The organism is Gordonia neofelifaecis NRRL B-59395 (genome assembly GCF_000192435.1).
GTDB lineage: Bacteria > Actinomycetota > Actinomycetes > Mycobacteriales > Mycobacteriaceae > Gordonia > Gordonia neofelifaecis.
In genome coordinates, this window is record NZ_AEUD01000003.1 from 210,672 (window position 1) to 234,822 (window position 24,151).

20 protein-coding genes are annotated in these 24,151 nt (G+C 69.1%); 10 read left to right on the plus strand and 10 right to left on the minus strand.

Going from position 1 to position 24,151, the window contains the following annotated elements; translation table 11 throughout:
- Positions 1-3 precede the first annotated feature (3 nt).
- From SCNU_RS05075 to cobG, 4 genes are all read right to left on the minus strand, one after another.
- Complete coding sequence (locus tag SCNU_RS05075; protein WP_009678286.1) at positions 4-972, minus strand: alpha/beta fold hydrolase; 969 nt, start codon at positions 970-972, stop codon at positions 4-6.
- 101 nt (positions 973-1,073) lie between these two features.
- Positions 1,074-2,612, minus strand: coding sequence for a precorrin-2 C(20)-methyltransferase (locus SCNU_RS05080; RefSeq protein ID WP_050792753.1), 1,539 nt, complete (start codon positions 2,610-2,612; stop codon positions 1,074-1,076).
- Positions 2,609-3,232 (minus strand): precorrin-8X methylmutase, encoded by a 624-nt coding sequence (locus SCNU_RS05085; RefSeq protein ID WP_009678288.1) that lies wholly within the window; start codon positions 3,230-3,232, stop codon positions 2,609-2,611. Before SCNU_RS05085 ends, SCNU_RS05080 begins: the two co-directional genes overlap by 4 nt.
- Before the next feature lie 39 nt (positions 3,233-3,271).
- A complete protein-coding gene (gene cobG / locus SCNU_RS05090; RefSeq protein ID WP_009678289.1) occupies positions 3,272-4,429 on the minus strand; it encodes a precorrin-3B synthase in 1,158 nt (385 codons plus the stop codon).
- A gap of 204 nt (positions 4,430-4,633) precedes the next feature.
- Between cobG and cobN the strand changes: the two genes are divergently transcribed.
- From cobN to SCNU_RS05115, 5 genes are all read left to right on the plus strand, one after another.
- A complete protein-coding gene (gene cobN, locus SCNU_RS05095; RefSeq protein WP_009678290.1) occupies positions 4,634-8,269 on the plus strand; it encodes a cobaltochelatase subunit CobN in 3,636 nt (1,211 codons plus the stop codon).
- A gap of 98 nt (positions 8,270-8,367) precedes the next feature.
- Positions 8,368-8,907, plus strand: coding sequence for an FxsA family protein (locus tag SCNU_RS05100; RefSeq protein ID WP_009678291.1), 540 nt, complete (start codon positions 8,368-8,370; stop codon positions 8,905-8,907).
- Between the two features lie 51 nt (positions 8,908-8,958).
- On the plus strand, positions 8,959-10,575 hold the full coding sequence (locus SCNU_RS05105; protein ID WP_009678292.1) for an amidohydrolase: 1,617 nt from the start codon (positions 8,959-8,961) through the stop codon (positions 10,573-10,575).
- The gene (lnt, locus tag SCNU_RS05110) at positions 10,527-12,191 is read left to right on the plus strand and encodes an apolipoprotein N-acyltransferase (protein WP_009678293.1); all 1,665 of its coding nucleotides are present in this window, start codon (positions 10,527-10,529) and stop codon (positions 12,189-12,191) included. Before SCNU_RS05105 ends, lnt begins: the two co-directional genes overlap by 49 nt.
- On the plus strand, positions 12,172-12,948 hold the full coding sequence (locus SCNU_RS05115) for a polyprenol monophosphomannose synthase (RefSeq protein WP_009678294.1): 777 nt from the start codon (positions 12,172-12,174) through the stop codon (positions 12,946-12,948). Before lnt ends, SCNU_RS05115 begins: the two co-directional genes overlap by 20 nt.
- Before the next feature lie 73 nt (positions 12,949-13,021).
- Here SCNU_RS05115 and SCNU_RS05120 read toward each other — a convergent pair whose 3' ends face one another.
- Positions 13,022-13,366 carry an RNA polymerase-binding protein RbpA gene (locus SCNU_RS05120; RefSeq protein ID WP_009678295.1) on the minus strand — a complete coding sequence of 115 codons (345 nt, stop codon included), beginning with the start codon at positions 13,364-13,366 and terminating at the stop codon, positions 13,022-13,024.
- A gap of 170 nt (positions 13,367-13,536) precedes the next feature.
- On the opposite strand from SCNU_RS05120, the gene SCNU_RS05125 reads away from it, so the two are divergent.
- From SCNU_RS05125 to SCNU_RS05135, 3 genes are all read left to right on the plus strand, one after another.
- Entirely contained in the window at positions 13,537-13,818 is a 282-nt protein-coding gene (locus tag SCNU_RS05125) for a hypothetical protein (RefSeq protein ID WP_009678296.1), read from the plus strand.
- A gap of 76 nt (positions 13,819-13,894) precedes the next feature.
- A complete protein-coding gene (locus SCNU_RS05130; RefSeq protein WP_050792761.1) occupies positions 13,895-14,698 on the plus strand; it encodes an adenylate/guanylate cyclase domain-containing protein in 804 nt (267 codons plus the stop codon).
- A gap of 4 nt (positions 14,699-14,702) precedes the next feature.
- Positions 14,703-14,981, plus strand: coding sequence for a hypothetical protein (locus SCNU_RS05135; RefSeq protein ID WP_009678298.1), 279 nt, complete (start codon positions 14,703-14,705; stop codon positions 14,979-14,981).
- A 612-nt stretch (positions 14,982-15,593) separates the two neighbouring features.
- Here SCNU_RS05135 and SCNU_RS05145 read toward each other — a convergent pair.
- The 4 genes from SCNU_RS05145 to SCNU_RS05160 form a co-directional block, all read right to left on the minus strand.
- Entirely contained in the window at positions 15,594-16,628 is a 1,035-nt protein-coding gene (locus tag SCNU_RS05145) for an LLM class F420-dependent oxidoreductase (RefSeq protein WP_009678299.1), read from the minus strand.
- 118 nt (positions 16,629-16,746) lie between these two features.
- Positions 16,747-19,020 (minus strand): catalase/peroxidase HPI, encoded by a 2,274-nt coding sequence (gene katG / locus SCNU_RS05150; protein ID WP_420795018.1) that lies wholly within the window; start codon positions 19,018-19,020, stop codon positions 16,747-16,749.
- Positions 18,989-19,459: a Fur family transcriptional regulator gene (locus tag SCNU_RS05155; RefSeq protein WP_009678301.1), complete on the minus strand. Its 471-nt coding sequence runs from the start codon at positions 19,457-19,459 to the stop codon at positions 18,989-18,991. The genes katG and SCNU_RS05155 overlap by 32 nt, the downstream gene beginning before the upstream one ends.
- A 9-nt stretch (positions 19,460-19,468) precedes the next feature.
- On the minus strand, positions 19,469-20,512 hold the full coding sequence (locus tag SCNU_RS05160) for a phosphotriesterase family protein (RefSeq protein ID WP_009678302.1): 1,044 nt from the start codon (positions 20,510-20,512) through the stop codon (positions 19,469-19,471).
- Between the two features lie 175 nt (positions 20,513-20,687).
- Between SCNU_RS05160 and SCNU_RS05165 the strand changes: the two genes are divergently transcribed.
- Entirely contained in the window at positions 20,688-21,389 is a 702-nt protein-coding gene (locus tag SCNU_RS05165) for a phosphatase PAP2 family protein (RefSeq protein WP_139025812.1), read from the plus strand.
- Between the two features lie 50 nt (positions 21,390-21,439).
- The gene (locus SCNU_RS05170; protein WP_040517663.1) at positions 21,440-23,416 is read left to right on the plus strand and encodes a serine/threonine-protein kinase; all 1,977 of its coding nucleotides are present in this window, start codon (positions 21,440-21,442) and stop codon (positions 23,414-23,416) included.
- Positions 23,417-23,422: 6 nt separating this feature from the next.
- Here SCNU_RS05170 and SCNU_RS05175 read toward each other — a convergent pair whose 3' ends face one another.
- Positions 23,423-24,124, minus strand: a complete 702-nt coding sequence (locus tag SCNU_RS05175) for a CPBP family intramembrane glutamic endopeptidase (RefSeq protein WP_139025814.1) — start codon at positions 24,122-24,124, stop codon at positions 23,423-23,425.
- Positions 24,125-24,151 lie beyond the last annotated feature (27 nt).

A 24,151-nucleotide genomic window follows, 5' to 3' on the forward strand; every position in this document is an offset into this window, starting at 1 on the left:
GACTCAGCCGAGGTCGTCGAGGAACTCGAGCAGCACCTTGTTGACCGCCTCCGGATTCTCCATGGCGAGCAGATGCCCGCCGCCGTCGACGGTCCGAACCGCCCGCACATCGGCGTGGTGTTCCTTCAGCGCCTCGATCGGATCGTCGCCGTGCCAGTTCAGCAGGTCGACGTCACCGGCGCTGCACAGGAAGTAGAACGGGACACGGGTGATCGAATCTCCGCGGTCGCGGCGGTACTCCCAGTTCATGTCACCCGCGAGGTACCAGTTGACGCCACCGCTGAAGCCGCTGCGCGCGTACTCCGAGACGTACGTCTCCAGTTCCCACTCGGTCAGCCACGACCACGGCAACGGCGGCGGCACGGGCAGCGCCTGCCGGTATGTGACGCCCGGTGGACTCTGCCAGACCTGCATGAAATCGCCGTCGCCCGAGAGGACGTGATAGATCTTGGTCAGGATCTCCCGCGGATGCGCGTCCATGTCCTGCGCCGCGGTCATCGGATCGTCCAGGTAGTACGACATGTGGTTGAAGTGCTCTCGTCCGCGTTCGCGTTCGATCTCGCTCGGCAGGCGGTCGTAGGCCGCGTAGAACGGATTCTGCATCCCGATCAGGCCGCGGACCCGTTCCGGGTGTTCGATCGCGATGTCGTAGGCGATGAACTGTCCGAAGTCCAGACCGGAGAAGACGGCGCGCTGCTCGCCGAGATGGTCGAGCAGACCGAGGACGTCGGCCACCACATGGTCGACGCGGTAGTCCTCGAGCCGACCGGGGACCTCGGTCTGGCCCATCCCGCGCAGATCCGGTGCGACCACCCGATAGCCCGCCTCGGCCAGCGCACCGATCTGGTGACGCCAGCTGAACCAGGTGTGCGGGAATCCGTGCAGCAGCACGACGAGCGGACCCTCGCCCTCGGTCACGTAGTGCATCTCGATTCCGTTGATCGAGGCCCGATGATGAGTCCAGTTCGCCACGGCAGCTCCGTCCAGAGGTGATTCACGTCACTGGCGACGGTAGGGGTGGATCGCCGCGGGGAACAGACGGTTTACCGCTGGATGGAAAATGCGCGCCGGAGCTACTCGTAGCGGCGTGGCGTGAACACCAGGTCGCCCGCCGCACGCCGGACCAGCGTCGTCATCGAGGACCCGACGATCAGCAGGGTTCGCATGTCGACCGTCGACGGGTCGAACTCGGCCGCCGTCGTCACCGTCAGCCGCTGGCCGGGTCCACCGACGTCGCGTCCCTGGACCACCACGCGGTCGGCCGGGATGAGTTCGACGAGAAGCTCCTTCAGACGGTGGATCTGCTCGAGGCGCTTGGGCGAGGCCGGGTTGTAGATCGCGATCACCAGGTCCGCGGCGATGGCGTGCCGCAATCGTTCCTCGATGACCGAGCCGGGCTTGAGGAGGTCCGACAACGAGATGACTGCGAAGTCGTGTCCGATGGGAGCGCCCACCGCGGCGGCCACCGCGTGTGCGGCGCTCACGCCGGGCACCACCCGGACCGGAACCGTCGACCACCGGTCCTCGGACGCGACTTCGGCGACCGCTGTCGCCATCGCGAACACTCCTGGGTCGCCCGACGACACCACCGCCACGCGCGCGCCGCGGGCGGCCAGATCGAGGGCGAACTCGGCGCGCTCGGCCTCGACACGGTTGTCGCTCGCGTGCACGCGTTGGCCGGGCCGCGCGACGACCCGGTTCAGGTAGGTCTTGTAGCCGACGAGATCGGTCGCCGCCGCGAGTTCGGCGGCAACCTGCGGGGTCGTCTGGTCGACCGGCCCGGGGCCGAGACCGACGACGACCACCTCGCCGCGCGGCCGGTCGCCGCTCGCGGCCAGCGGGTTGTTCCGTCGGCCGGGAACCACGATCAACGAGAAGTAGGGGACGGTCGACGGATCGACGTCGGCGACACGCTCCACCCGCTGTCGACCGGTGGATGCGCGCTCGACATACCAGGCCTCGTCGAGTCGCCCGGCGGCCGCCAGGGCGTCGCGCACCTTCACGAAGGTGCGCCCGAGTTTCATGATCGCGAGCGCCTCACCCGACCGGAAGTGGGCGACCAGTTCGCCCGGCTCCGCGGTGCCGGGCAACACGGTGAGGGTCTCCTCGCCCTCCACGAGCGGGATCGCGAGGGCTGCCGAGGCCGCGCTGACCGAAGTGACGCCGGGGATGATCTCGGCCTCGAATCGCTCGACCAGGCGCTTGTGCATGTGCATGTAAGAGCTGAAGAACAGCGGATCGCCTTCGGCGAGCAGCACCACGTCGCGACCGGCCTCGAGATGCGCCGCCAGCCGCTCGGCGCTCTCGGTGTAGAAGTCGGCCATCGCGCCCGCGTACCCGCCCGGATGATCCGTGGTCTCGACCGTCAACGGATACATCAGTCGCTCTTCGGTCTGCCCGTCGCGCAGGTAGGGCTCGGCCACCGAGCGCGCGATCGAATTCCCATGGCGGGCACAGTGATAGGCGATCACGTCGGCGTCGGAGATCACCCGCGCAGCCTTGACCGTGACGAGTTCGGAGTCACCGGGCCCCAGGCCGACACCCCAGAGTTTGCCGTTCACGCTGCTTCCTTCTCCTTCGAGTGCGGACGCTCGTTGTCCTCGTGGTGTCATTCCGCAGTGCTCGCGAGTGCGTTGATCGCCGCAGCGGTGATCGCGGAGCCGCCGCGCCGTCCCGTCACCGTGATGAACTCCAGGTCTGATCGGGCGGCGAGGGCCGCACACGATTCCGCCGCTCCGACGAAGCCGACCGGTGCGCCGACGATCGCCGCGGGCTTCGGCCAGCCCTGGTCGATCAGGTCGAGCAACGCGAACAGCGCGGTCGGGGCATTGCCGATCGCGACGACGGCCTGCTCCAGGTCAGCGCGCCAGTACTCCAGCGCCGCCGCCGTACGGGTGTTGCCGATCCGTGCGGCGAGCTCGGCGATCCCGGGTTCCTTCAGGTGGCAGCGGACCGGATTGTCGGCAGGTAACCGCAGCCGGGTGATTCCGGAGGCGACCATGTTGGTGTCGCAGAGGATCGGCCCTCCCGAGGCGAGCGCCGCGCGCGCCGCGGCGACGACGCCGGGCGAGGCGACGACGTTCTTGGTGAGGTCCGTCTGGCCGGACGCGTGGATCATGCGCACGACCACCGGTTCGAGGTCACTGGGAAAGGCCGAGAGGTCGGACTCGGCGCGGATCATGGCAAACGACTGACGGTAGATCTCGGCACCGTCGCGGACATACTCGGTCATGGTGCGCCCAAGATTACGCATGACCGCGGCAGGTCAGACCTACCGGTCCGTGCGGTGACGTTCGACGCGATACCCGTCGCCGGTCGCGACGCGCCGGGTGTGCGCGCCGCTCGGCGAACCGCAGGCGCGGTCGCAACCGACCCAGTGCTCCCGCACGCCGTCGTCGGCAGGACCGGACGTTTGCAGGTGGTCGAGTAGGTCGGTGCGAACGTCGGCGAGTGACTTCGCGCAGCCCGGCGACCCGGTACAGGCGCTCGTCCGGACCCACGGCGACGTCGCGTCGAAGATGAAGCCCAGTGGCGCGAGGACCCGCACCACCGTCTCGGCGACGTCCTCCGTGAGATCCGGGATCAGCACCTCGCGGTCGGGCGTCACCAGGATCGGCACCCCGATCGCGGCGGCGAACTGCGCCTGCCGCGAACTCAGCCTGGCGAACTCGGTGACCGCGCCGAGCAGCACGCGCCCGTCGCTCTGCTCGAACCACCCGACGACGGGACCGTCCGGATCCGGTCGATCGGGCACGCAGGCCGACCCGCGGCGGCCCAGATCGGCGATGCCGGCGGCGATCGCGCTCCGCCCCTCCGAGGTCAGCTCGTTGATGCGCCATTCGTCCGAGCGCTGTTCGTGGAACGCTGCGGCGGCCCGCACCATCGCCGTCGGCGCGTCGGCGAGCGGCACCACCCGTCCGGTCGGAATGCCCGCGAGATGCAGTTCCACCTCGTCACCGCCGACCGCGACCACGGTGACGTCCGGCTCGCGGGACACCACGTCGCCGCGACCGTCGTCGAACCCGAACCAGAATCGTCCGGACAGCGCCTGGGTCCACTCGTGCCGAAGAAGTTCGGTCTCGAGCCCGGCGACCGCCGACCACATGTCGGCACGACCGCCGACTCGCCCGCTGAGCGTCGACACGACGATGTTCCGCACCCTGTCGTGGGCCTCGTCGGTCACGAGTCCGGCAGCCAGAATCCGGTCGGCGAACGGCGCCACGTCGTCCGCCGCGATACCCCGCACCTGCAGGTTCGCACGCACGGTCAGCTCGATGCCGCCGTCGCCGAACTCCTCGGCGGCCGCCGCGAGTGCTTCCAGAGCGGCCGGCTCGATCTTTCCTCCGGAGAGCCGGATCCGGGCGAGATGCCCGTCCGCGGCGGGGTGAGTCCGGAAGACGCCGGGGCAGCGGTCGGCGGGTTTGTTCACCCCTCCAGGGTATGGCCTAGAGTGAACCGCAGCCCGCCCGCGCGGAAGCCGGTTCGATTCCGGCACGGTCGCGCCACTGTGTGGGACTCCGGCGAACGATCGCCCGGCGTCCTGAGTCAGACCCGCTGCGGCAGGCGACCGTCGGTCCACCGGGCCGATGTGACCGCACGACGCCGGGCGCGACTCCCGGCGAGGAGTTCCGCTGTGATCACCCTCTTCTCGACGTCCGACACCGACCTGCGGACCGCAGCCACCAGCGGCGGCGACTTCCGCGTCGCGAATCCGTCCCGCACTCTGATCGACGATCTGCCTGAACTCCTCGAGGGTGCCGACCTCGTCGTGGTCCGCCTGCTCGGCGGAAAGCAGGCGTGGGAGGACGGACTCGCAGCGGTGCTGGCCGGTCCGGCGCCGGCGGTGGTTCTCTCCGGTGAGCACAATCCCGATCCCGACCTGATGGCCCTGTCGACGGTGCCCGCGGGCGTCGCCGCACAGGCGCACGGCTACTTCGTGGCGGGAGGGCGCGAGAACCTGCTGGCGGTGCACAACTTCCTGTCGGACACGGTGCTGCTCACCGGCCTCGGTTTCGATGCGCCGGTCGAGACTCCCGACTGGGGTCTGCTCGACCGGACCGCGGCGGTCGTACCCGCGGGAGCACCCTCCGTCGCCGTGCTGTATTACCGCGCGCAGCATCTGGCGGGCAACACCGACTACGTCGCGGCGCTGTGCGACGCGATCGAGGCCGAGGGAGCCCGCGCCACCGGCGTCTTCTGCGCCTCGCTCCGCAGTGCGCCCGACGAGCTGATCGAGCATTTCGCCGAGTACGACGCCCTCGTGGTGACAGTCCTCGCCGCGGGCGGGTCCTTGCCGTCCCTGGCCTCGGCAGGCGGTGACGACGAGTCGTGGAACGTGGAGCGGCTCGCCGCCCTGGACATTCCGATCCTGCAGGGTCTGTGCTCCACCGGGTCACGGGAGGACTGGGCGGCCGGTGACGACGGCATGACGCCGCTCGACGTCGCGAGCCAGGTCGCCGTGCCGGAGTTCGACGGGCGCATCATCACGGTGCCGTTCTCGTTCAAGGAGTTCGACGACAACGGTCTCCCGTTCTACGCGCCCGATGCCGAGCGCTGCTCCCGCGTCGCGGGGATCGCCGTCGCGCACGCCCGTCTCCGCCACATCGACCCGCCCGACAAGCGCGTCGCCCTGCTGCTGTCGGCCTATCCGACGAAGCACGCGCGCATCGGGAACGCGGTCGGGCTCGACACCCCGCGCACCCTGGTCCATCTGTTGCGCGCGCTGCGGACCGCAGGCTATGACATCGGGCCGGTCACCGGCGACGACGCCGTGCCGGGTCTGGGCGCCACCGCCGACGCCGACGACCCCGACACGCTGATGCACGCGTTGATCGACGCGGGCGGCCAGGACGCCGACTGGCTCACCGAGGAGTCGCTCGCCGCCAATCCGATCCGGGTCTCCGCCGCCGAGTACACCGCGTGGTTCGAGACCCTGCCGCAGCAGCTCCGGGCCGACGTCGTCGAGCACTGGGGTCCGCCGCCGGGGGAGCTCTTCGTCGATCGGACCCACAACCCCGACGGCGATCTGGTGATCGCCGCGATGACCTTCGGCAACGTCGTGCTTCTGGTGCAGCCGCCCCGCGGCTTCGGCGAGAATCCCGTCGCGATCTACCACGACCCCGACCTGCCGCCGACGCATCACTACCTCGCCAGCTACCGCTGGCTGGCCTCGCGCGCCGACCGCGACGGCTGGGGATTCGGCGCCGACGCCGTGGTCCACATCGGCAAGCACGGCAACCTGGAGTGGCTGCCGGGCAAGATGGTCGCGATGTCGGCCGACTGCGGGACCGACGCGGCCCTGGGCAATCTGCCGCTGATCTATCCGTTCCTGGTCAACGATCCCGGCGAGGGCACGCAGGCCAAGCGACGTGCGCACGCGGTCCTCGTCGACCATCTGATCCCGCCGATGGCGCGGGCGGAGTCGTACGGCGACATCAACCGGCTCGAGCAGCTGCTCGACGAGCACGCGAACATCTCGGCGCTCGACCCGGCGAAGCTGCCCGCGATCCGGCAGCAGATCTGGACCCTGCTGACCGCGGCCAAGATGGACCAGGACCTGGGCCTCGCCGAGCGTCCGGAGGAGGATGTCTTCGACGACATGCTGCTGCACGTGGACGGCTGGCTGTGCGAGATCAAGGACGCCGCCATCCGCGACGGGCTGCACGTCCTGGGACAGGCCCCGGACGGCGAGATGGAGATCGACCTGGTCCTCGCGATGCTCCGGGCACGCCAACTCTGGGGCGGCTCGCAGACGCTGCCCGGCCTGCGCGAAGCGCTGGGCCTGACGGAGAACGAGTCCGCGCGCGGCGAGGTCGATCGGGTCGAAGCGGTCGCGCGCGGCCTGGTCAGCGACTGCGCGGCGGGCGACTGGAGTGCCGACGCCGTCGCCCGCGCCGCGGACGGACACCCGCCCGCGGTGGGCGAGATCCTCGCATTCGCGGGCACCGAGGTGATCCCGCGCCTCCGGGCGACCAGCTGCGAGATCGACCGCGTGCTGCATGCGCTGAACGGCGGGTTCATCCCGGCCGGCCCGAGCGGCTCACCGCTGCGCGGCCTGATCAACGTCCTCCCGACCGGCCGCAACTTCTACTCGGTCGATCCGAAAGCCGTCCCCTCACAGCTCGCCGCGGAGACCGGGCGGGCGATGGCGGACTCGCTGATCGAGCGGTATCTCGCCGATCACGGCGAGTACCCGACCTCGGTCGGCCTGTCGGTCTGGGGCACCAGCGCCATGCGCACGTCGGGCGACGACGTCGGCGAGGTCCTCGCACTGCTCGGCGTCACCCCGGTGTGGGACGAGGCCTCGCGGCGCGTCGTCGATCTCGAACTCGTACCGCTCGCCGAGCTCGGGAGGCCGCGCATCGATGTGACGGTTCGGATCTCCGGATTCTTCCGCGACGCGTTCTCGCACGTCGTCGCCATGATGGACGACGCCGTGCAACTGGCGGCCGCGGCCGACGAACCCGACGAGCAGAACTTCGTCGCCGCGCATGCCCGCGCGGCGATCGCCGAGCACGGTGACGCCCGGCGCGCGACCACTCGCGTATTCGGTTCCCGGCCCGGCACGTACGGCGCCGGCCTGCTGCAGTTGATCGACTCGAAGCAGTGGCGCACCGATGAGGACCTGGCCGCGGTGTACACCGAGTGGGGCGGCTACGCGTACGGCCGGGGGCTCGACGGTGTCGCCGCCGTCGACGACATGCGAGCGGCGTACCGGCGGATCGCGGTCGCGGCGAAGAACACCGACACCCGCGAGCACGACATCGCCGACTCCGACGACTACTTCCAGTACCACGGGGGCATGGTCGCCACCGTCCGGGCGCTCACCGGCAGCTCGCCCGAGGCGTACATCGGCGACTCGACTCGCCCGGACTCGGTCAAGACCCGCACGCTCCACGAGGAGACCTCGCGCGTCTTCCGGGCGCGCGTGGTCAACCCGCGCTGGCTGGCGGCGATGCGGAGGCACGGCTACAAGGGTGCGTTCGAGATGGCCGCCACCGTCGACTATCTCTTCGGATACGACGCGACCACCGACGTCGTCGCGGACTGGATGTATGAACAGCTCACCGAGCAGTACGTGCTCGACGAGACCAACCGCGAGTTCCTCGACGCGGCGAACCCGTGGGCGCTGCACGGCATCACCGAACGGCTCCTCGAAGCCGTCGAACGGAAGATGTGGCACGACCCGCCGGCGGATCTGCTGCAGGAGCTCCGCCGTGTCTATCTGGAGGCCGAGGGCGACATCGAGTCGCGGTCCGAGAACGACTGACGGGAACGGTCCAGTCGGCTCGGGAGCAAAATCGGCTCCTGGGTCGTTGTCCTCTAGAACGCACCCGGCTCCGTCCGGCTGCAAGAGAGGATTGAGACATGCGATACGTCTTCGTCGGTTACCTGGTGGCTGAGATCGCGGCATTCTGGGCGATGGTCCACTTCCTCGGTTTCGCGTGGGCCTTCCTGATCACCGTCCTCGCGGCGGGCGTCGGCTACATCGTGCTCGCGCGCCGGGCCCGCGACCTCGGTACAGACATGCGCAAGGCGATGCGGAACGAGATCGCGCCGGGGGAGCCGCTCACCGATTCCGCGCTGTTCGGCGTCGCCGCCACCCTGACGATCGTGCCGGGCATCGTCTCGACGCTCGTCGGACTGCTGATGCTGACCCGCCCGGCCCGGAAGCTGCTGCGCCCGGTGGTCACGGCGCTCGCGGCGCGCCGCGCGACCCTGATGGCGGACCGGATGACCGTGATCGACTTCGGCGGCCGCCCGGCCGGCGGGCGCGGATTCGGCTTCGGCACGCACGACTACGTCGATGGCACGGTCGAGGGCGTCGTCGTGGACACGACGGTCCGCAATCCCGACGGCACGGTGCACGTCGACGTCCCGGCACTGCCGCGTCCCCACGAAGCGTGACCTGCGCCCTCCCGATGGGACTCCGGGCGGGCGTCTGGGAGAATGGCTGACGTGACGACGCAGTTGCTCCTCGGAGGCATGGTCTATTCTTCTCCCGCAGTCCCGGACGCCACCGCGATGGCGGTGACCGACGGCATGATCGTGTGGGTCGGCACCGACGACGTCGGGCGCGCCCTCCACCCCGACGCCGAAGTGGTGGACCTGCAGGGCCGGTTCGTCAGCCCGGCCTTCGTCGACGCGCACGTTCACCTCACCGACACCGGTCTCGCGCTCGGCGGGCTGAACCTGTCCGCCGCGAGCGGTCGCTCCGACTGTCTCCGGCGGCTCGCCGCCTATCTCGCGGCCCACGACGACGACATCGTCTGGGGATTCGGCTGGGACGCGTCGGCGTGGCCCGCCGACTCCGGCGGGCAGGACCTGCCGCCGACCACCGCCGACATCGACGCGGTCGCGGGCGGGCGCCCGGTGTACCTCGCCCGGATCGACGAGCACTCCGCGGCCGCGTCGACGGGCCTGCGGCGGCTGGTTCCGGGCCTCGACGCCGATCACGGGTACTCACCGGAGCAGCCGCTGGTCGCCGACGCACATCATCGGGTCAGGGCGGCGGCGCGCAGCCTCATCAGCCCGACCGCCCGACGCAAGGCGCAGATCCGCGCCCTCGATCGCGCGGCGTCGCGCGGCGTCGTGTCGGTTCATGAGAACGGCGGCCCCGACATCAGCGGCATCGACGACTTCCGGTCGATCGCCGATCTCGACCACGGCGTCGCGGTGCGCCGCTACTGGGGCGAGGCCGTCACGGCCGCCGACGACGTGCACGCGATGCTCGAACGGACTGGTGCCGACGCGATCGGCGGCGACCTCTTCGTCGACGGGGCCCTGGGATCGCACACCGCCTGGCTCACCGAGCCCTACTCCGACTGGACCAGCACGAGCGGCGTCAGCTACCTGTCGGAGCAGGCGGTACTCGACCACCTGCGCGCGACCACCGAGGCGCGCGTCCAGGCCGGTTTCCACATGATCGGCGACGGCGCCGCAGCCACGGTCGCGAATGCCATGGAATTGCTCGCGGACGAACTCGGAACCCCGGCCCTGGCGCGGTGCGTGCACCGTCTCGAGCACGCCGAGATGGTCACACCCGAGCAGGCGGAGATCTTCGCACGGTGCGGTGTCGTCGCCAGCATGCAGCCGCTGTTCGACGCCGCCTGGGGCGGACCGGACGACCTCTACGCGACCCGTCTCGGCGAGCGCGGCCGGCGACTCAACGATTTCGCGATGCTCGCGCGGGCGGGTGTGTCCCTGACGTTCTCCAGCGACTCCCCGGTGTGCGACATCGATCCGTGGGCGACGGTGCGAGCCGCCGCCCACCACCGCACCGCGTCCAGTTCGATCTCACCGCGTGCCGCATTCGCGGCGACGACCCGCGGCGGCTGGCGGGCCGCGGGCCTCAACGACGGACTCACCGGCACGCTGGTCCCCGGTGCGCCCGCTCACTATGCGGTGTGGGATGTCGACGAGTTGGTCGTCGCGGCCGCGACTGAGAACGTCCAGCGCTGGTCCACCGATCCTCGGTCCCGCGTCCCGGCGCTGCCGGACGTCGCTCCGGGCGCTCGTCTGCCCGAGTGCGTCGAGACCGTGGCCGGTGGCCGGACCATCTTCCGGCGCGCGTGATCGAGGTCCGCTGGTGGCATCGCGTCATCGCCGCCGCGGCGGCCGGTGGCCTGATGTACGCCTCGTTCCCGCCGCTGAACCTCTTCTGGTGGCTGGCCCCGATCTCGCTCGGACTGCTGTACGCGGTGCTGACCGTCGGGCGCCCGTCGGTCAAGAGCTGCGCCGGCTCCGGCTTCGTCTTCGGGATGGCGTTCTTCGTGCCGCTGCTGCCGTGGATCGGGGAGTACGTCGGGCCGTTGCCGTGGATCGCCCTCGCCACCGTCATGGCCGGCTACCTGGCGCTGTTCGGGACACTCGCCGCCGTCACCATGCGACTGCCCGCGCGGCCGCTGTGGTTCGCGTTGAGCTGGGTCACCGTCGAAGCGATTCGATCGGCCTTCCCATTCGGCGGATTCCCGTGGGGTAGAACCGCGTTCAGCCAGGTAGAGGGCTGGTACCTGCCACTCGCCGCGGTCGTTGGCGTGCCTGGTGTCTCCTTCGTGGTCGCACTCAGCGGCGCCGCGGCCGCCGCGGTCGTCATGCACGCGGCGAGCCGGCGACGTCGGATGCTCCGGTCCGCGGGAGCGGGCCTGGCGATCGCCGCCGTCGTCGTGCCGCTGGCCGCGGGCGCGGTCCTGTCCGCGACCGGGAGTCCGTTCACCTCGCAGACCGGTGAGAGCGACATCGCGGCGATCCAGGGCAATGTGCCGCGGCTCGGACTCGACTTCGACACCCAGCGGCGGGCGGTCCTCGACAATCACGTGCGTGAGACGCTGCGCTTGGCTCAGGACGTCGACGACGGGAAGCGGACCAAGCCGGACCTGGTGCTGTGGCCGGAGAACGCGGCGGACGCACCGCCGACGGTCTACGCGGACTCGGCCGCGAGCATCCGTGCCGCGGTGACCGCAGTCGGCGCCCCGGTCGCCTTCGGCACCTGGATCCCGCTCGACGACGGGGGCACCGCCAACACGGTGCTGCTCTGGGGAGAACGCGACGGATTCGCCGACGAAGCGCCGTCGGGGCGCTACGACAAGCACATCGTGCAACCGTTCGGCGAATACCTGCCCTGGCGGAGCTTCTTCCGGCTCTTCTCCTCGTACGCCGACCGAGCCGGCGACTTCCAGCCCGGCACCGGGCCGGCGATCCTCACCGCACACACCCGTGACGGCGACGTGGTGATGGGTGTGGCGACCTGCTGGGAAGTCGCGTTCGACCGCGCACCGCAGCAGTCGATTCGCGAGGGCGCCCAGTTCCTGTTCGTGCCGACCAACAACGCCACCTTCGGCAAGACCGACATGACGTACCAGCAACTGGCGATGTCGCAGGTCCGCGCCGTCGAGACCGGCCGGAGCGTGGTGGTCGCGGCCACCAGCGGCGTCAGCGCGCTCATCGCGCCCGACGGCTCGCTGATGGACGAGAGCGAGATCTTCACCCCGGACATCCTGCAGGCGAAGATGCCGATGCGGACCGGCGAGACGCTCGCTGTCCGATTCGGTCCGTGGCCGCAGCGGCTCGCGGTACTCGCCACGCTGGCCGCATTTTTGTACGCGCTGCGCGGACGCATTAGCCTCGATGTGTTCGCCGGTCGGAGGGGACCGGCCACGGAGAAGGAGCACGATGGCCAGCAGGCAACCTGAATCGCGCATCGTCGGGGAGGGCGGCGAGAGCGCTCTCGTCGTGATTCCGACATTCAACGAGCGTGAGAACCTGCCCATCATCGTCGGGCGACTGCTCGCCGCACAGCCCGGCATCCATGTTCTGGTGGTCGACGACTCCAGTCCCGACGGCACCGGCGACGTCGCCGAGCAGTTGGCGTCCGACGACGCCGCCGGCCGCATCCATGTGATGCACCGGACCGTGAAGGACGGTCTGGGGAAGGCCTACCTGGCGGGCTTCGCGTGGGGCCTGGATCGCGACTACGCCGTCATCGTCGAGATGGATGCCGACGGCAGTCACGCTCCCGAACAGCTCCACCGTCTGCTGCGGGGAGTCAACGACGGCGCCGACCTGGTGATCGGATCCCGCTACGTTCCGGGCGGCGAACTCGTGAACTGGCCCAAGCGACGCGAGTTCCTGTCGAAGGGCGCGAACACCTATGCGCGCCTGGCGCTCGGCGCCAAGATCAAGGACATCACCGCGGGCTACCGCGCGTTCCGCCGCGAGGTGCTGGAGAAGATCGGCCTCGACCAGGTGGAATCGGCGGGCTACTGCTTCCAGATCGACCTGGCATGGCGGTCGCTGCAGAACGGCTTCACCATCCGGGAGGTGCCGATCACATTCACCGAACGCGAGATCGGCGAGTCGAAGATGGACGGCGGTGTGATCGCCGAATCGTTCCTGAGCGTCGCACGCTGGGGACTGAAGGGCCGGCTGGACCGCATTCGCGGCGCTTAGGTCGAACGAGCCGTCGAGAAAGCGATCAGCCCCGGGAGATTGTTCTCCCGGGGCTGATCGCTTCTTGCGTCTGTCAGGCGGTGCCGCCGCGACGACGCTGCTTGAGCAGGTCCAGACGCTCGGCCAGCAGTACCTCCAGCTCCTCCTCGGAACGACGCTCGAGCAGCATGTCCCAGTGAGTGCGCGGCGGCTTGCCCTTCTTCTCCTCCGGCACGCCGCCTTCGAGGAGCTTGCCCTCCATGCCGTTCTTGCACGGCCAGGTCGCGGGGATCTCGGCTTCGTCAGCGAACGGGATGTCGAAGATCTCACCGTTGTCGGTGCGGTACTGGACGAGCCGTCGCGGCGCGAGATCGTGGTCCCGGTCCGTTTCGTAGCTCACCGCTCCGAGTCGGCTACCACGCAGGACTCGATCAGCCATTGAAGTCTTCCTCTCAAACGGTCGGGTGACGGCTACCATTCTACGCGGTCCACGCCGTGGACGACGTTCCACGGTACCGTCGTGGTGTGCCCGAATCTCCGTCCATCGAGCCTGGTGCCGCAGCACCGTCGCGACGACGCCCGTATGCGTGCGCGTGGTGCGGAAGGCAGATGGTGGATTCGGAGCGGGGCCGTAGGCGCAAGTACTGCAAGCGGTCCTGCCGACAGCGGGCCTACGAACAGAGAACGCTGGTCGAGGGCACATCTATTCCCGAGGACGCGATCATTCTCAGTCCCACGGAGGCCGCCGACCTCGGCGACCGGATGTTCGCGCTGCGTTGCGCCGCCGAGGATCTGACGACGGCGTTGGGGGAGAAGGCCGATCGGTCGACGATCACCGATCTCGCCGCCGAGGTGCTCCGCCTGGCCCATGAGGCCGAGCGATTGCGCTGACGCGCGCGGAGGTCGAGAGCGATGTCACCGATCGGGTGGACCCGCGGTGTCGGCGGACGTCATTATGATCATCATCGTGAATGACGAACGGCGCACCGACGATGCGGACTCCGACATCGTCCCCGCGCGGCCACTGAGTCGCGCGAGCGAGCTCCTCGCCCGGACGGACGAGAGTCAGACCGCGGTCCGCGCGGCTCAGCTCGCCCGGCGTCTCGCGCCCGTCGAGGGGCGACTGCCGACCGGTGACCGTACGTCCGACCGTGTGGCGCGTCTGCTGAACGATGTACGGCCGGACCGGCCGAGTGCGATCCGCGAGCTCGGACTGGCCTCGGTCGCGGTCTGGCAGTCGCTCGTCGAACGCCGACGCCCGGATCCGTCGGGACCGATCCCGGCCACCATCCTGTTCACCGATCTGGTCGGTTTCTCCTCCTGGGCGCTCCGCGCGGGTGACGACCAGGTGCTCGAACTGCTCCGGGAGGTCAACGCGGCCTGCGACGAGGTGATCCGCGCCCACGGCGGGCAGGTCGTCAAGACGCTCGGCGACGGGACCATGGCCGTCTTCCTCGAAGCGGGGGAGGCGATCACCGCAGCACATGAGGCAGTGGGTGCGGTCAGCGCCATCGTCGTCGGCGATTTCCGGCCGGCGTTGCGAGCGGGCCTGCACACCGGTGCGCCTCGAGCGGTCGGATCGGATTTCCTGGGCGTCGACGTGAACATCGCGGCCCGCGTGTGCGATGCCGCGGGTGGCGGCGAGGTCTATGTGAGCGACTCGGCGCTGGCGCAGGTGGACGTCGACGACTACGTGATCAAGCGCAGGCGCTTCAAGGCGAAGGGCGTTCCGCGGGAACTCCAGGTCTTCCGAGTCTTTCCCCGATACTGATTCCATGCCGTTCGACGACGACGAACTGGAGGAGTTCTACCGGAACATCGAGGCGCGGACCTCCGCGGCTCACGCACGCCCGCGCAAACGCAAGCGCGAGGTCCCCGCGATCGTTTTCGCGTGTCCGACGCCCGAGAAGATCGCCTATCCGTCGCTCGCCGCCGTCACCGGCGCCATCCTCGCGATCGCCCGCCAGTCGCGAACCCGCCCGACCCTCAGATCATACGAATGCGTCTGCGGCGCATGGCATCTCACGAGTGCGGTGCCGAGAGCAGACCGCTAGCGATCGGGTGGGGCGGAGCGCTCAGCACGGGCCTGGGATGCACTCACCGCATTGCTTGACGGGCTGCGCGCCTAGGCCACTCGGCAGGCCTGAGGCGGTGACCTGCGGAAAAACACGGCCTTCCGATCAGCACAAATCGGCAGTGTTCGGCGTGACCACCAGATGGTCACGCCGAACACTGCCGATGCCAGAGCTGCCGATCAGTACCGCCCAGGTCCGTCGAAGTAAGCGAGCGTTGTCGAGACCCTCGCCGTCAGCACACGAGCCCAGGACGACCCGATGACGACACGAAGCGGCCCCGACGGGAGATCCGTCGGGGCCGCTTCGTTGATCTGTTGCCGAGCAGCTATGCCGCGCCGAGCACCGCGACCGGGGAATTCCCGAGTTGCAGGCTCAGGCGCTGGGAAGCGCTCTGGTTCATCCGCGCGGCGATACTCCGAAGGTAGCCGCGAACTGTGGTCGCAAAGGTCGGACTGGTGCTGGATCGCATAGTGGAGACCTCCTCCGTTTGTTGCAGTCCATACATTTGTAACCTACGTGCAAGGTGAAGTCAAGTTCCATTCGGTCCGTGTTCACTTTCCGTTCACCTAGTCCAACCTTCGTTCACCTTGGTCAGTGGACGAGCGACGCCAGACGTTCCACTTCGGCGACCGATCCCGGCGAGACGAGCATCGTCGTGACGCCGGACTGCTCCCAGACCTTGATCTGTTCGCGCACATGAGCCTCGTCGCCGACGATGGCAGAGTCGTCCACCACGGCGTCGGGGATGATCGAGGCCGCCTCGTCCTTCCGACCGGAACGGAAGAGCTCGGTCACCTCGTCGACGACCTCCGCGTACCCCATGCGCCGATAGACCTCGGCATGGAAGTTGGTGTCCTCGCTGCCCATGCCGCCCATGTACAGCGCGAGGAACGGTTTGATCGCCGCATAGGCCGCCTCGGTGTCGTCGGTCAGCACGATCTGGGCGACGGCCGCCACCTCGAACGTCTCCCGGGTGTTGCGGGCGCCCGGACGGGCGAACCCTTCGTCGAGCCACGCGTTGTACTGATCGGCCATTCTCGGGGTGAAGAACAACGGCAGCCAGCCGTCGGCGATCTCCGCGGCGAGTGCGATGTTCTTCGGCCCCTCGGCACCGAGATAGATCGGGATGTCGCTGCGCAGCGGATGGACGATCGGCTTGAGCGGTTTCCCGAGTCCGGTCGAGGTCTCGCCTTGAAGGGGGAGGGGATAGTGCGGGCCCGGGCTGGTCACCGGCGCCTGTCTGGCCCACACCTGCCGCATGATGTCGATGTACTCCCGGGTTCGGGCTAGCGGTTTGGCGAAACGCTGTCCGTACCAGCCCTCGACGACCTGCGGTCCGGAGACGCCGAGGCCGACGATGTGGCGGCCGCCCGACAGATGATCGAGAGTCAGCGCCGCCATCGCACAGGCAGTCGGCGTCCGTGCGGACAGCTGGAGCACCGACGTGCCCAGCCGCAGCCGCTCGGTCGCACTGCCGTACCAGGCGAGCGGCGTGTAGGCGTCCGAGCCCCAGGCTTCGGCGGTATAGACCGAGTCGAAGCCGGACCGCTCAGCGGCGTCGACGAGCTCGCGATGATTGGCGGGCGGCTGCGCGCCCCAGTATCCGAGTTGCAGACCGAGTTTCATGAACCCGAGGCTAACCGGTGAACGAGCGCTTGGTCGGACCGTTGGGGAATGACGACGCACCGATGAGGCCCCGCCGGAAGCGATTCCGGCGGGGCCATGGGAACGATCGCGCCTGCGGTCAGCCGTGCAGGTCGAAGCGGTCGGCGTCCATCACCTTCGCCCAGGCGGCGACGAAGTCGTCGACGAACTTGGCGCCGGCGTCGTCGGCCCCGTACACCTCGGCGAGCGCACGGAGCTGCGCGTTGGCACCGAAGACGAGATCGGCCCGGGTGGCCGTCCACTTCTGCTCACCGGTCGCCAGATCGGAACCGACGAAGGTACCGTCGCCGGCTTCGGTCCACTCGGTGCCCATGTCCAGGATGTTGACGAAGAAGTCGTTCGACAACGTCTCGGGACGATCGGTCAGCACGCCGTGCTGAGATCCGCCGTGGTTGGCTCCGAGCACGCGGAGACCGCCCACCAGTGCCGTCATCTGCGGACCGCTCAGCTGGAGCAGCTGCGCCCGATCGACGAGGAGGTACTCGCCGGGGATCGGAGCATCCGCCGCCAGGTAGTTGCGGAAGCCGTCCCAACGGGGCTCCATCACCGTGAACGAGTCGACATCCGTGTTCTCCTGAGTGGCGTCGGTCCGGCCCAGCGACACCGGGACCTCGACCGAGTGTCCGGCAGCGCCGGCCGCCTTCTCCACCGCGGCGGCGCCGCCCAGCACGATCACGTCGGCCACCGACACCTGCTTGGCGCCGGACTCTGCGTTGAACGCCTCGGCGACGCCCTCGAGCACGGTGAGCACCTTGTCCAGTTCTGCGGGCTCGTTGACGGTCCAGTTGCGCTGCGGCTCCAGTCGAAGGCGTCCGCCGTTGGCGCCGCCGCGCTTGTCGCTGCCGCGGAACGACGCGGCGGCCGCCCAAGCGGTCTTGACCAGCTGCGAAACACTCAGCCCCGAATCCAGGATGCGCTGTTTGATGGCCTTCGCGTCAGCGGCGTCGATCTGCTCGTAATCCGCCGCAGGCACCGGGTCCTGCCAGATCAGGGACTCGGACGGGACCTCGTTTCCGAGGTACCGCGACAACGGGCCCATGTCGCGGTGGGTGAGCTTGAACCAGGCTCGTGCGAAGGCGTCGGCGAACTCGTTCGGGTTCTCCAGGAACCGCCGCGAGATCTTTCCGTACACCGGGTCCTCGCGAAGCGCGATGTCGGTCGTCAGCATCATCGGCTGATGCCGCCGGTCCGGATCCTGCGGATCCGGGACGCTGGTCGATCCGGCGTTGTCCTTCGGTCGCCACTGCGTGGCGCCGCCCGGCCCGGTGTAGGTCTCCCACTCGTAGCCGTAGAGGGTCCAGAAGAAGTTGTTGTCCCAGGTCGTCGGAGTGCTGTTCCACGCACCCTCGATTCCCGAGCTGATGGCGTCCGCCCCGGCGCCGGTGCCGAACGAGTTCTTCCAGCCGAGGCCCATGTTCTCCAGCGGCGCGTCCTCGGGCAGCGGTCCGACGTACTCGTCCGCGTCGGCCGCACCGTGCGTCTTGCCGAAGGTGTGCCCTCCGGCGATGAGTGCGACGGTCTCCTCGTCGTCCATCGCCATCCGCGCGAAGGTCTCACGAATGTCGACTGCGGCCTTCAGCGGATCCGGATTCCCGTTCGGCCCTTCGGGATTGACGTAGATCAGGCCCATCTGGACCGCGGCGAGCGGGTTCTCGAGGTCCCGTTCGCCCGTGTACCGCTCGTCGTCGAGCCAGGTGGTCTCCGGGCCCCAGTAGATCTCCTCGGGCTCCCACTTGTCGGTCCGGCCGCCGGCGAAGCCGAACGTCTTGAAGCCCATGGACTCCAGAGCGACATTGCCCGCGAAGATGATCAGGTCACCCCACGACAGGCTGCTGCCGTACTTCTTCTTGATCGGCCAGAGCAGACGACGGGCCTTGTCCAGGCCCGCGTTGTCCGGCCAGCTGTTCAGCGGTGCGAAACGCTGCATGCCGTGGCCGCCGCCGCCTCGGCCGTCGGCGACGCGGTAGGTACCCGCCGAGTGCCACGCCATCCGGATGAAGAGCGGACCGTAGTGTCCGTAGTCGGCGGGCCACCACGGCTTCGAGTCGCGCATCAGTTCTTCGACGTCCCGCCGGAGCGCCGTGAGATCCAGTGATTCGAAGGCCTTCGCGTAGTCGAAGTCCGCGTCCATCGGATTGCCCTCGGCCGGATTCTCCGCGAGGAGCTTGAGGTTCAGCTGCTTGGGCCACCAGTCGCGGTTGCCGCCGCCTTCTGATGGTGCTGCCATCTGGCCCCCGTGGACCGGGCAGCCGGTCGCGTTCTGAGCTGGCTGTTGGTCGGACACTGCAGTTCCTTTCGGTGGGTGAAACTCCGGGTATCGATCAGTGGGCTGAACTGTTCGCGCGGCCGGGATCCTCCGGATCGCGCGGCGAGTCACCGTGTGCGGCACAGTCGGGGCAGACCCCCCAGTAGATGACCTCGGCCTCGTCGATCTGGAAACCGTGGTCGACGGCTGCGTGAAGGCAGGGGGCTTCGCCGACGGCACAGTCGACGTCGCGGACGTCACCGCACACCCGGCACACCAGGTGGTGGTGATTGTCCGCGATCCGCGTCTCATAGAGGGACACGTGACCCGACGGCTGGATCCGTCGGATGAGCCCGGCGTCGGTGAGTGCGTGGAGGACGTCGTAGACGGCCTGACGGGAGACACCGGGCAGGTCTTCGCGCACCGCGGCCAGGACCGATTCGGTCTGAGCGTGCGGATGTGCGTCCAGGGCCGCCAGCACCGCGAGTCGGGGCCGGGTGACTCGGAGTCCGGCTTCTCGAATCGCGGTGGGGTAGTCGACGGCCATGAGTTCAGCCTACAGGTTTTCTGTACTGGTTCCAGATTTCTCGGGATTTGCTACAGCAAGCAGCGGCGACCCCGATCCGGCGGTGGATGCAGCGCGGGTCAGGAACCTGCGCGGCGAGTCGCGGACCATCCTGTCGATCGCATCGTCGGAGATGCCCGCCGCACGCAGATCGGGAATCACCCTCCCGGTGACCTGGAAGTAGTCCCAGTCCGGGGCCACCTCCCGTCGGACGCGTGGATCGAACCAGTCGCTGAAGCAGAAGGAGTCCTGCGACAGCGCGATCCGGTCGCCGTAGCCGCGTTCGAGCAGCGCGAGCAGCGTACGCATGCGGTCCGGATAGGGGAGCAGGACCTCGAGTCCGAAGCGATCGAGTCCCAGAGTCGAACCCGCATCGGCCAGTCTCATCAGATAGTCGAGGTCGGTGGTGTCGCCGCAGTGCGCGATCTGCACCCGAGCCAGGTCGACGCCTTCCTCTGCCAGTACCCGCTGCGCGATGAGTCCGGACTGCGTGTGCGGATTCGTGTGGACGACGACGGGAGCTCCGGTCTCGATTGCCGCGCGGCCAACCGCACGCATGACGCGTTCGACTCCGGTGCTCAGGCCCTCGGCCTCGATGGCGCAGAAGAGGAAGCCGGCTTTGACGTCGGTGTCGCCGATTCCCACGGTCAGATCGCGCACGAACTGGCGGTCGAGCGGGTCGGGTACGTCGAAGCCGAGACCCGGTCCCGTGTAGTGGAACTGGAACGGAAGGTCATGGTAGGTGAACAGACCCGTCGCGACGACGACGTTCAGATCCGTCCGGGCGGCGACGCGCTGGATCCGGCCGATGTTGCGTCCGAGTCCGGCCACAGACACGTCCATCAGCGTGTCCACACCGGCCTCCTTGAGCCGTGTCAGTGTCTGCACGGCGGCGTCGACCTCGGCGTCCTCGTCCCAGTCCGGCAGGAAGTTGAGTCGGTAGTCCTCGTTCAACACGAAGATGTGTTCGTGGGTGAGCACCGTCCCCAAGCGGTCCGTGTCGATCGGACCAGCCGCGGTATCGATGGTCGCCATGGTGCCTCTCGCTGCAAGAACGGCACCGCTCGGCGCCCGTGATCATTGCCAAACGTAGTCGTCCGAGGCGGCGTTCGCGCCGTTACGGGCAGAAGCGCGTACGGTGCGTGCGTCATCGGCTCCGCACGCGCACCGTCACAGGGTTTCCACAGCCCTCGGCCCGCAGTATCGGGACATGACCTCCGCTCCCGAGAGATCCGCGTCCCGGCGACTCGCCCCCACCGACGAACGCTCTGTGCTCGCGGGTGTGCTGCTGCTCGTCATCACCGTCGGGCTGGCCCTCGCCGTGTATGCCGCGCGGGGTCCGCTCCATCTGGATGAGTCGGTGTGGGCGTGGACGGTGGACCACCGCTCCGACCCGGCGACGGCGATCGCCGAGTTCGTCTCGACCGTGTTCAGTCCGATCGGCACGATAGTGCTCGGCGCCCTGTCCGCCCTGATCCTGTGGCGTCGGGACCACGGACTCGAACGCGCCGTCGCGGTGCCGGCGACGGTCCTGGCCGCGGCTGCCGTCACCGAGGCCCTGAAGCTCCTCGTGCACCGCGGGCGGCCGCCGATGACATGGCAATTGGAAGCGCATGAGGCCGCCGGGTCGTTTCCATCCGGACACACCACCGGCACCGCGGCGCTCGCCTTCGGGCTCGTCGCGGTCACGGCGGCTGCCGCCTCGGTGACCGCCCGGATCTGCGCAGTTCTCGGCGCGCTCATGGTCGCTGTCGTCGCGGCCGCCTCCCGCCTCTACCTCGGCATGCATTGGATCTCGGACGTCACCGCCGGGCTCCTGGTCGGCGCCGCGGCCGCGTTGATCGTCCCTCCGCTGGTTCACGAGTCGATGCCGCATCTCGAACGGGCATGGCAGTTCGTCCGAACGCGATGAGTGCCGATCGCCGATGAGCCCGCCGGGTGACGGTGTCATAGGCTGTTCGCATGTTGAGCCCCGGTCAGTCCTTCGCCGACTATCGAATCGAGCGAAGGCTGGGAGCCGGCGGCATGGGCGAGGTGTACCTGGCCGCTCATCCGCGGCTGCCCCGGCAGGATGCGCTCAAGGTTCTCCCCGCCGAGCTCACCGGTGATCCGACCTATCGAGCCCGGTTCACGAGGGAGGCCGACCTCGCCTCCCAGCTCGACCATCCGAGCATCGTCAGCGTGTACGACCGCGGCGAGTTCCGGGGGCAGCTCTGGATCGCGATGAAGTACATCCCGGGCTCCGACGTCGACCGACTCCTGCAGACCGCGCACGTACTCGACGTCGACACGGCCTGCGAAGTGGTCGGCGCCGTCGCCGACGCGCTGGACTACGCGCATTCGCGCGGCATGCTGCACCGCGACGTCAAGCCCGCCAACATCCTGGTCGACGAATCGACCCCATCGCGTCGGAAGGTGTACCTGACGGATTTCGGGATCGCCCGGGCGACGACGAGCGACACCGCTCTGACGGCGGCGAATCTCACCGTCGGATCGATTCAGTACAGCTCGCCCGAACAGTTGCGCGGCGGGGAGCTGGACGGCCGCACCGACCAGTACGCGCTGGCGTGCACGGCGTTCCGCCTGCTCACCGGCCGCGCACCGTTCCCGCTCGCCACGCCCACGGCGATCATCAACGCGCACCTCACGGCGCCGGCCCCCAGCGCGACGGCGGTGCTGCCGACGCTGGCGCCCGCCGTCGACATCGTTCTGGCCAGAGCGATGGACAAGGATCCCGGGCAGCGCTACGGGTCGTGCAGGGAGTTCGCCGCGGACCTGGACGGCGCGTTGCGCACTCCCGGCTTCCGGCCGCAGCCGTACGGACCTCGATCGAATCGCGGTGCGTACGCCCCTACCGCCATCAGTGCGGCACCGGCGGTTGCGACGCCGCCCTCACCTGCTCAGCAAGCGGCGCCGCCGGTTCAACCGCCGCAGGCCCCGTCGAAGCCGACGCCGCCGACCGAGGTGATTGCGCCGAGCCCGACGACGCCGTACGCCGCACCGCAGTCGTACCCGGCGGGTCCGAGCCCCCAGGACCGAAGCCCCCAGAACCCGGGTGCCCAGTACGGTTCGGCACCGTACGGCGGGCCTGCGCCGCAGGGTCCGTACGGTCCACCGCCCGGCGGTTACGGCCGGCAACCGTACGGGTCGGGATACCCTCCGGAACAGCCGTCCGATGCGGGCGGCCGCAAGGGCGTGTTGATCGCCGCCGCGGTGCTCGTGATCCTGGCGCTGGTGGCGGTCGCCGGCTACTTCGTGCTGCGCGACGACTCCGGATCGGACACGGCCGCGGCCGACACGACGTCGGCCACCACGGCGCAGCCGCCCGAGTCGGCGAGCCCGTCGACACCCGCAGGCACCGATCCCGCGGTCGTGGCGGGTGTCCCCACGCAGTGCGCCGCAGGAACGACGACACAGTCGACGTCGGCGCAGACCGTCGCCAGCGGACCGATCTCGATTCCGCCGAGTGATCTGCCGACCACCGGTTGGCGACCGGACAATACGTCGCAGGTGCCCTTCGCGCGGGCGGCGAACGGCATCAGCGCCTCTCGACCGGTCGGCTCGTCCGGATGGATGGCTCAGATCACCGTCGGGACCCTGCCCTCCTCGTTCAAGACGAACACCGAGGCGATCGCGCGCAAACTGGTCGACTGTCTGCCCTCGAGTCCGGGCTACTCGATGGTCGACGCCTCACCGCCGCAGATCGAGGGCGTTCAGAACGAGAAGCTCGACGACAAGGTCACTCCCTACACTCTGATCCGGGCGCGCATCGACGTCCGCAACCAGCGGTCGGGGGTCCCGGGGGACGACCTGGTCGTGGTGGTCGTGAACAGTTCGCCGATGACGTTCGCGTTCGGGTCGAGCCCGATCAACGACTCCGCGACCAAGGCCGAGGTCGACAAGGCGATCGTGAACCTGCAGGTGAAGACCGGGGGCTGACCCCGCTCACACCAGGTGCCAGGCCAGCGCCGCGCCGAGGGCGCCGGAGGCGTTGAGGGTCCAGTGCAGCACGATCGGCGCCAGCAGATTCGCGGTGCGGAACCGGAGCCAGCCGAGGATCCAGCCGGCCGCGGTGGTGGCGACGACGGCGCCGACGACCCCCGCGACCGCCGCGCCGACTCCGCCGCCGATCGCGTCGGTGACGCCGGCGTTGCCCGACGACAGCCCGAGCGACGACGCGATGTGCCACAGACCGAACAGTCCGGCGCCGACGGCCAGCGTGGTTCGCCTGCCGAGCACTCGGCGGAGCGTGCCCTGCAGGACGCCGCGGAACAGCAGTTCCTCGGGGATCACGGTCTGCAGTGGAATCCACACGAGTGCCGCCAGCAGTGCGTCGCGTGCCGACGAGTACCTGTCGTTGAGGAAGAAACTCCTGGTCCAGGGAATCGCCACCCCGACGGCGACGGCCAGAACCACCACGACCAGGACGATCGCCGACCACCGGAAGCCGTACTTGAGTTCGGACAGGCTGATGCCCATCTCGGACCACCCGAGGCCGCGGAGCCTGGCGAGGAGGACCGCCAGGACCGCGCCGACGGGAACTGCGAGGAGTCCGAACCAGTGGCCCGCGAAGTGCGCGAGGAGGTTGATCGTCACCAGCGCCGCGATGACGACGACGACTCGCCACCAGTCCTGAGAATGACGCACGCCGCCTCCGATCCCGACTCCCACTGC

Coding starts and splice junctions, on each gene's coding strand:
- SCNU_RS05080 (WP_050792753.1), bottom strand. CDS start 2,612: ATGACACCACGAGGACAACGAGCGTCCGCACTCGAAGGAGAAGGAAGC.
- SCNU_RS05085 (WP_009678288.1), bottom strand. CDS start 3,232: ATGACCGAGTATGTCCGCGACGGTGCCGAGATCTACCGTCAGTCGTTT.
- SCNU_RS05100 (WP_009678291.1), top strand. CDS start 8,368: ATGCGATACGTCTTCGTCGGTTACCTGGTGGCTGAGATCGCGGCATTC.
- SCNU_RS05115 (WP_009678294.1), top strand. CDS start 12,172: ATGGCCAGCAGGCAACCTGAATCGCGCATCGTCGGGGAGGGCGGCGAG.
- SCNU_RS05120 (WP_009678295.1), bottom strand. CDS start 13,366: ATGGCTGATCGAGTCCTGCGTGGTAGCCGACTCGGAGCGGTGAGCTAC.
- SCNU_RS05125 (WP_009678296.1), top strand. CDS start 13,537: ATGGTGGATTCGGAGCGGGGCCGTAGGCGCAAGTACTGCAAGCGGTCC.
- SCNU_RS05135 (WP_009678298.1), top strand. CDS start 14,703: ATGCCGTTCGACGACGACGAACTGGAGGAGTTCTACCGGAACATCGAG.
- SCNU_RS05145 (WP_009678299.1), bottom strand. CDS start 16,628: ATGAAACTCGGTCTGCAACTCGGATACTGGGGCGCGCAGCCGCCCGCC.
- SCNU_RS05155 (WP_009678301.1), bottom strand. CDS start 19,459: ATGGCCGTCGACTACCCCACCGCGATTCGAGAAGCCGGACTCCGAGTC.
- SCNU_RS05160 (WP_009678302.1), bottom strand. CDS start 20,512: ATGGCGACCATCGATACCGCGGCTGGTCCGATCGACACGGACCGCTTG.
- SCNU_RS05165 (WP_139025812.1), top strand. CDS start 20,688: ATGACCTCCGCTCCCGAGAGATCCGCGTCCCGGCGACTCGCCCCCACC.
- SCNU_RS05170 (WP_040517663.1), top strand. CDS start 21,440: ATGTTGAGCCCCGGTCAGTCCTTCGCCGACTATCGAATCGAGCGAAGG.